Here is a 13,052-nt window from a genome sequence, read left to right as displayed (position 1 = left end):
CCAGCCACTACAGCTGTATGAGATACTGTAACTTCACCAGTTTGAGCATTGATGCTGACTCCTGCTGGTGTTTCGTCTAAGCTCCATGTGCCATCTTGACCCTTACTTGCTGTCAGTTTCTTCGCACCACCATCAGTCGTAAGACCAATTTCAACTTTATCCGCTTCTCCTACTGGTTTCACAGATACGCTAGCTGTTGGCTCATCTGCTGTCACAGTTGGTTGGCTTGGGGTTTGAGTTTTCAAGTCATCTCTGCTATCAACAGCACTTTCTAACACAGAAATATATTCAGAATTATTTTTCAACTCATTCGAGGCTAATAATTCTTTAATTTTAGCTAACTTTTCTTGGTAAGCACGGACACTGTCTTCAGTTTTTCTATATTCGTCTTTTTGTTGGTCTTCAAGCAGTTTATCATAAGCCTGTTTCAACAATGCCTTCGCTACTTGTTTAGTATCTTGGGTAATATTAAATTCCAGTCCTGTTACAGGTAAGGCGTAATGTTGCCAAGGCACCTGATAACCCATACCTAATTTATTGCTATCAGCAGCACTAATACGAACAGTATATTCAGTTACATCTGCCGGTAATACTACTCCCTTACTTGTAAATGTCCCATAGTTAATTCCCAAATTAGATTTATTGCCATCTTCACTTAATTTTTCATTTAATTGCTCCCTAGTAGGCTGGGGGTTCCTATTGGTATTAAAATATTTAATACCTGCAGCATGAACCGGCGTCACTGTCTTCTTATCACTATTTGTATTATCAGATGGTCCAAATGTTTCGGTATAAATAATCTTCGTTTGTCCTGCACTATCCTTAGTCAAAACCTCCACTTTATAACGCGCTTTATTCCCATCAATATCCCCTGTAAATCCAGTTCTAAATGATACTGTCACCCCAGAACCTGTTGACTTTGAATATGCCTTAAACGTTTTTTCTATACCTTTAAAGCTCGCTAGACCTTTACCTTTATTTCCATTATTTCCATTATCAACTTCCCTATATGGACTTCCGTCGCTTACTGTTTCATTCTTATTTGCTTCCGTTCTTACTTTTCCTAAGAGGAGGATATATTCTTGAGAACGATCGAACGAGCTTTCATCTAGATATGTTCGATAAGGTCCGTTATTTACTTTTACAGTATTCGCCGTTTCAATAGGAAATACTCCCTTTTCCGTCTTTCTAGCTAAACCAAATTTACCTCCTTCTACTGCTTTCCAGCCACCAAATTCGCTTATATCTATAACTTCTCCTGACTGAACACCTTTACGGTTTCCAACTTCATTGATAGAAGCAAGTTTTGTTTCATTAGTTATCGTCGTTGGAAGAGTTTTTAAGGCTTTAACCAACTCCTCCACGCTAGCATCCGCACTTGGTGCTTTGTAAGTCTGGTTTGCCGATTGGTCATCCGTTGCAGCATCTGCATCTGGAGTGGCACTTATATCACGTTTTTTACGTGATTTTAGTTTCTTGCTTTCTGTTACTGCCGCGGGCTTGGTTGTTTCTACTGGTCTAGTAGATTCCTCTTCAACTGTTGCTCTTGTTTGGTCTTTGTTTTCTACGCTATTTGCTTCTGTAGATGGCACCTCAGTATTTTTCTCTGCTGACTTTCCTTCTGTTGCTGAAGCAGTAGATGATACTACTGGCGCTGGAGTGGCAGTAGTAGATGTTTCTTCTTTATCTTTTGAAACAGTAGGTGATTCGACTGATGGTGCGCTTGCATCAGTAAATGTTGGAGTAGTTGTTTCTTCTTGACCTTTCGGAGCAGTAGTCTCACTGCTACCAGAATTTCCATCCAACTGACTGACTACTGGAGTCGCCCCGTAGGTTCCATTCTGGACATCTGGGTCTTTCAGTGGTGAGCCTTGTGTTTCCTCATTAGTTGGGGTTACACCTTGCTCTGTGGCAGACACTGTCCCATTTCCTGGAAACATGAACAAGGCTGCTACTGCAACACTAGCAGCTCCAAAACTAACCTTACGAATCGAAAACCGCAAGCGTTTTTCTCTATCTTCATTACCTTTATAAAACATATATCATTTTGCTCCTTTTCCGATAATTATCGGTTAATATATAACAGAAGGACAAATAAAAAGCCCCCCCCTAAAATATTTGTGCATATTTTAGATTGGCTTAACTCATTATACTCTTTTTCATTTTATAAATCAAATGTTATGAACTAAGCTTGATATGATGCATCTTATCCAATTCTTCTGTTTCACGCGAAACACCCTGCGTCAAGCAAGGTGTTCTTGTTTTTTATGTCGTATAAATCGTTGAAGCTGTCGCAATAGTATGCCATTGGTTGGCTGTTGTAGCTGCGAAGCCCTTGTCTGCGTAGAAGTCGTTAAATGGCAGAATTTCTACTTCCAGCTCATCGATGCGGTCAAGCTGACCAGCCAGATAAGCCTCGATACGGCTTTCTGCTCGCTTAATGCGTTGCAAGAGTCCGCCCATACGGATGTCAACTGTATCCAAACCAAAGACCTTATTTTCTTTCAGCCATTGGTGGCTAAAGAGGACATGGAAGTCTTCAATTTGGCTTCTAAGTTCTGGTAATTCTTGTCTGGCGATTTCTTGCAGACTTTCTTTATCATCCGCTTGATAGGCCTGACGAATGCATCTTCCCACATCTACTTTGCTACTTAAAATAGCATTCAACTGGGCCTGAGTTTCAAAGAGGTAGGCATAGTTACCAGCTTTTTCTTTAATGTTAGCAAGCGTCTCAGCAGCCTGAGTGAAGTGTGGTTTATCCTGTTCAGGTGTCATGTGTCGGTCAAGGATCGGACAGAGAACATCCTGATAAAAGACATAGCGGTTGGGATTGATACCACTGAGATTGCCTGGCAGATCTGGCAAGAGGTTGGCTAGGTCAATCTGCATGAAATCATCAACCGAAAGACCTGTATTAGTCTTAAAGTGAGCAGACAGACGGTCTAGGTCATTGCGATAGCTGAGTTCTGCCCAAATTTGCAAGCTTGGTAGGATAGAAAACTGAGCGGTCTCACCACCATTGTCCCCCCAACCAGTTACGATGACTTCTTTAATCTGATTAGAACGACAGGCTTTATTGGCCTCTATAGCAATAAGACGGCTGAAATGGTTGTTAGGTGTGAAACCAATCCACTTCCAAGCACCTCCTGCAAAGGCAAGGTCATGGCTAATCTTGTGGTGGTTGCGGAAATTGCGATTGTATTTTTCCTCGCTGTCCTGATAATAGTCCCAGTAAACCAAGGTCACACGGTCTTTGAGACGGTCTAGGTAGACACGAGTCTCTTCTGGAATTTCCACATCACGGTCGTACTGGCCATCCGCTGACATGAGTTTGAAGAACATATCGCTCCACATCTGGCAGTGGAAACCATATTTGTCAGCAATATCCAGCACGCGCTCCAAGTGTTGGCACATGAGGAGGCTACGGTCTACCACACCATTTAGAATCAGGTAGCGTCCCAAGCCAACCAAGTGGGCTTCATCCATCCCAATATTGACCTTGCGAGTTTGCAGTTTAGACAGAGTAGCAAACATGCCATCAATTAGGTCATAAACCTTTTCTTCGCCAATGAGAAGAATGTCCTCAACATCACGGAGTTCCTGCACTTCCTTGACACCCCATTTGACAAAGGCCGACAAGTGGGCCAAAGTCTGAATGCAAGGCACAAAAGTCATGTCAAACTGCTGGGCATAGGCTTCAATTTCCTGCAACTCCTCTGCTGAATAAGCTCCACGGAAATAGCCAAAGTAAGGCTGCCCCTCAATCTGGTAGGTGTCTTCCATGTAAAGCTCAAAGGTTGAGTAGCCCATGAGAGCCAAAACCTCAATCATCTGCTTGGCAGAAGCCACATTCAGCACTGCATTTCGCGAACAGTCTGCCATATAAGCTAAATCTTCATAAGCTGCCTGCTCCTCAATCTCTACCTTGTCACTTTCTTCTAGAGCCGCCGCCAACAGGGACAAGGCACGATAAAGTTGGTGAGGTTTGCGGTAGGTTAGTTGATAGTGGCCACCCTCACCCTTGATATAGATAGAAGCTTGGTCAGACTGAGCGACTACAACTTCCACATCTGGTAGGGAAATGTGATTTTTTAATACTTCAATAGCTTGCGCTTGTTTGGGACTAAGTCCTGTAAATCTTACCATTGATTTTCCTCCTGTAACCAGTTGACAAGGGCACCGTAAAGATTAGCATCTGCATGATAGGTGCAAGCTTGGATAACTGGCGCAACCGTATATTCTTCGTAGGCTTCGACAAAGGCATCGACAGCTTTTTTGACGCCTTGGATAAAGTCGGGATTTTGACTGATAGAACCACCCAGACTGATGACATCTGGATCAATGAGATACTGGATATTGAGCAAGCCTTGCGCCAGATTGCGGTTCGTGCGCTCAATAGCTTCTTGGCAAAGAACATTTCCTGCTGCGGCCTCTTGGTAAATCTTGCGACCGTCCCAGTCAGTCTGACCAGATTTTTCAATCACGTATCGCACCATATTTCCAGTTGACGCTAGTTGCGACCAGTTGTTGAGTTTTTTAGCAGGAGCAAGGGTTGTCATATAGCCAAATTCCCCACCCAGTCCGTGACGACCTCGATGAAGTCTGCCATTGATAATCATGGCTCCGCCAATCCCTGTCCCAATCACGACACAGGCTGCATTTTCAAGTTCTGGATGAGCTAGCAATTCACTGAGCCCAACGCAGTTGGCATCATTTTCCAGATGGACAGGAATCTGATAAGAACTAAGCGCCTCATACCAAGAAAATCCGTGAATGTAGGGCACCGCACTGAAGCCATCAATCACACCCGTCTCTTGATTGACCGCGCCTGGAACGCTCATAGCAATCCCGCTATAATCCTGCTCTGACAAACGTTGATCTAGCCAAGCTAGTAAGTCCTCCAAACTTTCAGGCGTTGGAATGCTTGTCTTATTCAGTATTTTCCCATCAGGAGTCAGACTGGCAAACTTAATCCCAGTCCCTCCGATATCAATCGTTGCAATGGTCATTGTTTTTACCATAAAAAGGGGCGAATCAGCAGTTAGTCCTTACTTTTTCGCCCCTCCTTTCTTTTTATGTCTACTTTTTGAAATTAAATTTCTTCTTTTTTGATGAATTCTGTACGAATCTCTTGTGGTGAAATGAGGCCTCTATGAACTGGGTATGGTCGTTCAAGTAGGTCAAGGAAGAGATATTGACTTTCTGGTACACGTACATTTTCACTACACATATTGTAGTAGCGAAGCACATAGCCTTCTTCATTTTCAGCTACCTTAAAGGCTGTTGGACAGATTTGCGGTATGCTGAGAACAGAATGGCTCAAGAGGCTACCAGTCGCAGCCACGCTTCCTTCCTGTCTAGCAAGCTGAAGGCTGGTAAATGGTGTCTGCAAGGCTTTAGCACGACGATAGGCTGAGAAGCGTTCTTGGGCTTGGTGGCATTCAAGCGCAAATTCGACTTCAAACTCACGCAAGCATTGTGCTTCTGGTGTTGGGAAGTAACCCCAGTCACCTAGCTCACCTGACGCACGCAGAATGGTCACTGCAATAGTGTCGTCTCCAAGGATTTCGTATTCATTCAATCCCTTGTTGGATACAGTCACACCTTTTTCATCGTCATATAGACTGACAAAGGCTTGTTGGTGTTGAGGATTTTCAGGATTTTCCCATGAAGCTGCTGGTTTGTTTGGTCGTGTCACCACCTCATAAATGCTTTCAGAATCATTGTTTGGACGCGTGTTATGAGTCTTGACCAAGAGACGGATACGGTGGTCTTTGGCAGTGTTGGTAAAGCGAGTCTTGCAACGGATTTGTGGATTGTCAACAAAGACAGTCATCTCAGTTTCCAGAGGAATGCTTGTCAACTCTTCTGAACGTCCAGCTTCACGCTTCATAAACTCGATGATACCTTTTTGCTCTTCTTCTAGTTTTTCATCTGCGCTGACAGGCACGGTCAACTCATGTTTGAGCAAAATCTTAGCATAGCGAGCTGTGTTTTCCAAGACCTCGTAACCCTGAAGCTCTGCATAGATTGGCTCTGTTCCTTTTGGTTGGAAATAGATATACTCGTTTCCGATGTCCCCACGGTCTTCGAAGCGGATAAAATCTTCATAGGCTTCGTGAGTTGTCTTGTCATAAACTGTGATATTGTCATCCACACTCACCGTTACAAATGGCGTATCAATCACTCCGTTTTGGTAAATACCGTCGCGGTGTTCTTGTTCTCCTTCCAGCAATTGGAAGGTTGTCCAAGAAAGCGGTGCTAGGTGAACTGGAATGGTCACGCGCACTTGGCGAGCAATACGAGCTTGGCGGAACTTGTCTTTTGGTAAATCATACTCAAAATTTGCCCCAAGGTCTTCAATTTTAGCCTCTACAGGACGACCATCCAAGTCCTCTACACGGTAGCTTGGCAAGGTAAGGGCAGCCATCTTCTTGTAGCCTTCTGTTGGGTGCAATTCCTTGAAATCACAAGTCGCCACATCAATCACTGTACTGACAGTATCGACCTTATCATGCAAACCTGTGTTAATAACCGTAAAGAGATAGTCACTTTGAGCCTTAGCTGTAGCGATTTTACCCTTCCACTCGTTGAGAAGATTGCTCTTAACAAAGTTTCCGACTTGATTGACCTTGGCAAAACGAGTTTCCATCTCACGGTGAACTTCGTCCACGCTACAGCCACAGATACTATCATGTGGCGCATTCTGCAAAAGAGTTTTCCAAGCATAGGTCAACTGGTCCTTGTGATTATGACCACCAGTGATAATGGTCAAGGGCTCTACAACTTGCTCTAGGAGGTTGCTATTTTCTTGGAAGGCTTGTTTGAGGTAAATGCGGGATGAAGAAGTGTTGGCAAGTGTGTACCAGCCATCTGTTTCCTGACTGGTCAACTCACCTGTAACCGTTGATAACTGCTCTGGTAGGGCACTTTCCACAGCTTGGACATATTCATCAAAAGAACTGTGAACAAAGGTCACATCTGGGAAGAGTTCATTTGCCACACGAATGGCTTCACTCAGATTTTTCTGTACAGGCTGGTGGTCACAGCCGTTCATCATCAACCATTGGTTAGTCGAAGCGTAGGCACGCACATCTGACAATTTTTGTTTCCAGAAGGTCAAGGCCTCTTCTTTATCAACTGGGATTTCATTCCCGTTACTGTACCAGTTGGCAAAGAGGATACCGAGGACACGACTTCCGTCCGCACCCTGCCAGTACATTTCTGAAAACTGGGAAGTAAACTGCTCATCTTCGAGGACTTGGTTATCAAATCCAATCGGCTTCACACCACGACCAAAGGCTGCCACGTGAATGCCTGATTTTTGAAGAATTTGAGGCGCTTGTCCCATATTTCCAAAGGTATCTGGGAAGTAACCAACCTGAGTTGATTTGCCCCATTTTGCACATTCTGCTTGACCAATCAAGGTATTGCGGACATTGGCTTCACTTGAAATCAAGTAATCATCCTGCAAGATATAAAAGGGACCAATTTTAAGTTTGCCCTCGTCGATGTAGCGTTGGACTTTGTCGCGATTTTCAGGACGAATTTGCAAGTAGTCATCAAGGACAATGGTTTGACCATCCAAATGGAAGCTCTTGAACTCAGGGTCATTTTCAAAGAGATCAAAGAGATTGTCAAATAATTCCACCAACTGCATACGGTGGCTTTCAAAGGGCAAGTACCACTCACGATCCCAGTGACTATGTGAGATAATATGTACGACAACATTTTCCATGAAGTAAAACCTCATTCTAAATTTAAATTTTTATTGTTAACGTTTTAAATGTAAATTTGTGATTCTTTCCAAGAATCAGTGAAGCTAAAGTGAACTCCTTAGCGAATATCCAAGTAATCCAAGACTAACTCACAGAACATCATGTTGGCCCAAGAGAACCATTCACGAGAGTAGAGCGTTGGGTCGTCCACGTGGAAGCTTTCGTGCATGACACCCGTCCCCCCATCGCAAGCAACTAGCTGATCCAGCAAGAATTTCTTCTCTGCTTTATCTGTCGTTGTCAAGCCTTGGATAGACAGAGCGATTGGCCAGATATAGCGATAGAAGGTATGAGAACTTCCGAGACCGCTAGCGTATTCTCCTTGGTAGAAGTATGGATTTTCAGGGCTCAGAATGGTACGACGAGTTGCTTGATACACTTCATCATCGACCGAACAGTAACCCAGATAAGGTGCTGCCAGCAGACTTGGTACGTTTGGATCATCCATGATGCTAGCATTTCCCAAACCGTCTACTTCAAAGGCATAAATCTTTTCGCCCTTGCTGTTGCTTGTGTAGGCGTAGTTTTCAATTCCTTCTTGGATTTCATCCTGGAGACGCTTAGCGTCTGTGATAACACTCTCGCTATCAGCTAGATTCAATTCTGTAAAGATCTCTTGCACATAACCCAAGACTACTACAGCAAACATATTTGACGGAATCAAGTAACTATACTGACAGCAGTCATCACTCGGACGAAAGGCTGACCAAGTCATACCTGTCACTGCAAAATCAGGTCCAAAGCCATCATTTACCAAGGTGTCTTCCTTACGATCGGTATCACGAACAAAACGATAAGGAGAGTTCTTGTGGTCTTGTTCTACCTTCCACAGATGAAGAATTTCCTTTGTCGCTGCGACAAAAGTCTCATCAAACTGGCTAGTCTCGCCAGTCTCTTTCCAGAGGAGATAAGCCAACTGCAAAGGATAGCAAAGCGAGTCCACCTCATACTTGCGTTCCCAAATCCAGCCGTTAAGGTCTGTGTGGTCAGTCTCATGGTGACCCTTCCAGTTTTCCTCAATGTTAAAGGAGTTAGCATAGGGATCCTTAAGTACCAAGGCCATCTGACGTTTGACCAAACCTGCAATGGTCTGACGCAGGAGGGCATCTCTTTTAGCCACATGCAGGTAGGGTCTGAGTTGGGCTGTCGAATCCCGAAGCCACATAGCAGGAATATCCCCAGTCAAGACAAAAGTTGAACCATCTTCTAGAATTGCAACCGTATTGTCCAAGGTGTCTGTATAGCAACGCTCGAAAACATCCACCCACTCTGGATGGTCCTTAGCCCGCTCTGCCACTTCATCTAGCCATTCTCTAACAATTTCTTTTGAATAAATCATCGTGCAGTATCCTCTTTCAAACAAGTTTCATTTTCAGTATATAGCTTTTGAGACAGAAAATACATACACAAATGATAGTCATTTTTCTACAAAATAGTTATCTTTGAAACTCCTTCTCTAAAGGTTATCTTTTTCTGATATAATGTAGAAAAACAGCTAAAGGAAAGACTATGAAACCACTACTTGAAACCATCGATACCCGCTTTGGAACTGCCAGCAAGCATGCCTTCTCTCGGGGAAATACCCTGCCATACACAGGAGTTCCTTTTGGGATGAATTACTTTGTGCCCCAGACCAGTGACCGGGAGGGAGCTTGGTTTTTCGATCCGCATCTGCCTATCTTTCAGGGGATTCGATTGACCCACCAGCCCAGTCCTTGGATTGGGGACTACTCTTGGCTCCTTCTGACACCTGTCACAGGCCATCTAGGTGGAGACTGCGTCTTTCACCGCCAGTCTTCCTATGATATCGAAAAAGCCTCTTTCCAACCTCATTATCTGAAGATTTTCTCCCTGCGCTATCAGATTGAAACCCAGTTCACACCGACTTGCTACGGTGCTTCTATTCGTTTGGAGCAAAAGCAAGGCAAAACCCTCTCCCTCTATCTTCACGCAGCAGATGAGCTGACCGTGGAGCAAGTAGATAAGCGAACTCTTGCCCTGCGACAAGAAGGAAAAACTGAGACCAACAAAAATTCACTGATACTGTTCACTGCCCTGAAAATGAATACGGGTATTCTTGCTGTCAGCCAGGAAGGGAGAGACTGGCGAATTGACTTAGCAAGTAGCCATACTGAAATTCAGCTAGCCACTTCTTTCATCTCTCCTTCTCAAGCACTGCTTAATCTACCTCAAAAGGACTTTGACAGCTGTAAATCAAGTGCACAAGCGAACTGGGAAAATCTCCTCCATCGTTTTGACATTATAGAAACAGGAGAGACTGACCGAACCTTCTTTGACCACTGTCTCTACAGACTCTTCCTCTTTCCTCAGACTTTTTATGAGGTTGATGAATCAGGACAAGCCATCCACAAAGATCTGGCTACTGGAACTGTAAAGCCTGGTGTCCTCTTCAGCAACAATGGTTTCTGGGATACCTTCCGCACCACCTTCCCCCTCTTTGCCCTTGTCATACCAGAGTATTATCGTCTCTTTTTAGAAGGCTTTCTCAATAGCTACCGCGATACTGGTTTTCTTCCAAAATGGCTGGCTCCAGATGAACGGGGGATGATGCCAGGTACACTTTTAGACGGTATTATCGCAGATAGCGCCTGCAAGGACATGACCCCTGACCTAGAAGTAGAACTCCTCCAAGCTATGCTCGAAACAGCCAGCAAGGCCGATCCTCTCGGCATCAATGGTCGCCACGGACTAGCCCAATACCAAGAACTAGGCTACCTCTCTACCGACCACCACGAAAGTGTCAGTCACACCCTTGACTATGCCTATAGCGACTTTTGTATCGCCAGCTGTGCCAAAAAACTAGGGAAAATAAAAATCGCTGAAAACTACAAAGCTGCATCACAAAATTACCGCCATCTATTTGATGCTGAGACAGGTTACATGCGAGCGCGAGACAATCAAGGCAACTTCCGCCCTGACTTCTCTCCTTATAGTTGGGGACGTGATTATGCCGAATGTTCAGCTATCCAAGCAACTTTAGGCGTTCTCCACGACATCCCAGACTTAATCCAGCTTATGGGTGGAAAAGAAACCTTCAGCAACTATCTTTTGAAAACCTGTCAAGATGCTCCCCTCTTTGAGACAACAGGCTATGGTTACGAAATTCACGAAATGAGCGAAATGGCTACTGCTCCTTTTGGACAACTCGCCATTTCTAACCAACCGAGCTTCCACATTCCTTATCTATTCCGTTACAGCAACTACCCTGACTACACTGCCCTTCTCATCAAGACTCTCCGTCAGAAGGCCTTTCATCCAAGCTGGCAAGCCTGTCCTGGCGATGAAGACAATGGTAGTCTCTCTGCTTGGTACATCTGGTCAGCTCTCGGATTCTATCCAACCTGTCCAGGCAAGCCCAGCTATGATCTCGGAATCCCTCTCTTTGACCACCTCCGTATTTACCTAGCTAAAGAAAATAAATGGCTAGATATTCATACTGAGCAAAACCACAGCCATTTTAACTTTGTAAAAGAATGTAGACTGGACAAAGACCTAGTATCAACTATTCAACACCAAGACCTCTTGAAAGCTGATCAGCTAACCTTCACCCTTAGCTGGTTGCCAAGTCATCCGTCCACTTCCTGAAATACAAAAATCTCCTAGCAGGCTTTCCTGCTAGGAGATTTTCTTATGAGAGGTACTTGTTTAAGCTTTGAAAATCGGATTTATCATCTGATGTTTATCAAACAATCTACCAATTAAGCTTCTTCGTCTTCTTTACGACGACGGCCTGCAAGACCAAGACCAAGTAATGCACTTGCGGCAGCTGCTACCATAGCTACAGTAGAATCTGCTGTACCTGTATTCGGCAACTCTTTAGCTGCTTTACGCGCGTTTGTTGCTGCTTCTTGGCTAGCATTAGCTGCTGCTTGAGTAGTAGCTGGAGCTACAGCTGGTTTTTGAGCAGCTTGGTCGTTAGCTGGAGTTGCATGATCAGTTGATGAAGCAACTTTCGCCATGAAGTCTTCGATACGTTTAACCATTGCATCCACTTCTGCTTGACTTGCGTCTGCATTAGCAAATACTTTCTTAGCATCTGCTGATAATGCATTCGCTTCTTTTGCAGTTTCTGCATCAAGCTTAGCTGATTCTTTAATGATCAATTCATCTAATTGATGGATAGCACCTTCTAACTTAGCTTTATTCACTTTTGCATCAGTGTTATTAGCTGCGTTATTGCCAGAAGTTCCATTTCCACCATTGTTTGGAGCTGAAGGACGTTGTTTAAAGATATCTTCAGCGGCAATTGCTAAAACTTTACCATCTTTAGTTACAACAGTTGCATTTCCTGCTTTGTCGAAGATAACTTCTACCACATCAGCATTTGCTCCTTTAATCTTAGCTTTTGCAGCTTCTTTTTCTGCATCTGTTAAGTTATTGAGGTCTGCTACTGTTTCTTTTTCGAAGTCAAGGTTGATGTTATCTCCACTATTCTTAGCTGTTACATCACTTGCTGTTTTCACTAATTGGTCTTTTGCAATTGATACTGTGTTTCCATCTAATGTTACTGTTGCGTTACCTTTATCGTCTACGACTACAGTCGCTCCTGGATTTACTGCTTCAATTGCTTTCTTAACTGCTGCTTTTTCAGCATCTGTTAATTTTTCCTTATCAGCTACTAATGTGCGAATAGCAGGAGTTTTAACAGCTGTATTCTTAGCTGCATCTGCCAAATCATCTGCTGGAATGACTAGGTCTAAAGCTGGAATGTTAAGAACTGTACCATCACCTTTAGCTATTGTTGCATTACCCTTATCGTCCACTACTACAGTTGAACCTGGGTTGACTGCTTTAACCTTATCTTCGATCGCTTTCTTCTCTTCTGAAGTTAGAGCATCTGGATTTGCGACTACAGTTTTAGCTGCTGGTGTATTTACATCATTACCTGCATTTTCTTTAGTGATATCATCTTGTGTTTTCACTAAATCAGTTGCTGGAATGACTGCTGTCTTACCTTCCGGTGTTGTAACTGTGGCATTACCCTTATCGTCTACGACTACAGTCGCTCCTGGATTTACTGCTTTAACCTTATCTTCGATAGCTTTCTTCTCAGCGTCTGTAAGTTTGTCTGGGTTAGCTACTACAGTTTTAGCTGCTGGTGTATTCACATCGTTACCTGCATTTGGTTTAGCTGCATCCGCTTCTGACTTAGTCAAATCTGACGCTGGAATTACTGCTGTCTTACCTTCTGGAGTTGTAACTGTCGCATTGCCTTTATCGTCCACTACTACAGTTGAACCTGGGTTGACTGCT

General features: G+C 43.9%; 7 protein-coding genes. 1 reads left to right on the top strand and 6 read right to left on the bottom strand.

Annotated elements, in window-relative coordinates; genetic code table 11:
* From ADG81_RS06335 to ADG81_RS06315, 5 genes are all read right to left on the bottom strand, one after another.
* On the bottom strand, positions 1 to 2,039 hold a 2,039-nt coding region (locus ADG81_RS06335; protein WP_049551240.1), incomplete at its 3' end, for a YSIRK-type signal peptide-containing protein.
* Between the two features lie 226 nt (positions 2,040 to 2,265).
* Entirely contained in the window at positions 2,266 to 4,146 is a 1,881-nt protein-coding gene (locus ADG81_RS06330) for a beta-N-acetylhexosaminidase (RefSeq protein WP_049551239.1), read from the bottom strand.
* The gene (locus ADG81_RS06325; RefSeq protein WP_049551238.1) at positions 4,140 to 5,009 is read right to left on the bottom strand and encodes an ROK family protein; all 870 of its coding nucleotides are present in this window, start codon (positions 5,007 to 5,009) and stop codon (positions 4,140 to 4,142) included. The genes ADG81_RS06330 and ADG81_RS06325 overlap by 7 nt, the downstream gene beginning before the upstream one ends.
* An 83-nt stretch (positions 5,010 to 5,092) precedes the next feature.
* Complete coding sequence (locus tag ADG81_RS06320) at positions 5,093 to 7,738, bottom strand: alpha-mannosidase (RefSeq protein WP_049551237.1); 2,646 nt, start codon at positions 7,736 to 7,738, stop codon at positions 5,093 to 5,095.
* A 98-nt stretch (positions 7,739 to 7,836) separates the two neighbouring features.
* On the bottom strand, positions 7,837 to 9,117 hold the full coding sequence (locus tag ADG81_RS06315; RefSeq protein WP_045612448.1) for a glycoside hydrolase family 125 protein: 1,281 nt from the start codon (positions 9,115 to 9,117) through the stop codon (positions 7,837 to 7,839).
* Positions 9,118 to 9,287: 170 nt separating this feature from the next.
* On the opposite strand from ADG81_RS06315, the gene ADG81_RS06310 reads away from it, so the two are divergent.
* Entirely contained in the window at positions 9,288 to 11,384 is a 2,097-nt protein-coding gene (locus ADG81_RS06310; protein ID WP_049551236.1) for a GH92 family glycosyl hydrolase, read from the top strand.
* Between the two features lie 113 nt (positions 11,385 to 11,497).
* On the opposite strand, the gene ADG81_RS10065 is transcribed toward ADG81_RS06310, so the two are convergent.
* On the bottom strand, positions 11,498 to 13,052 hold a 1,555-nt coding region (locus tag ADG81_RS10065), incomplete at its 5' end, for an LPXTG cell wall anchor domain-containing protein (protein WP_239668525.1).

Origin of the sequence: Streptococcus pseudopneumoniae, from assembly GCF_001070815.1 — a bacterium.
GTDB classification, from domain to species: domain Bacteria; phylum Bacillota; class Bacilli; order Lactobacillales; family Streptococcaceae; genus Streptococcus; species Streptococcus pseudopneumoniae_P.
The sequence above is the reverse complement of the archived record's forward strand: the minus strand, read 5'-3'. Positions and strand labels throughout refer to the sequence as shown.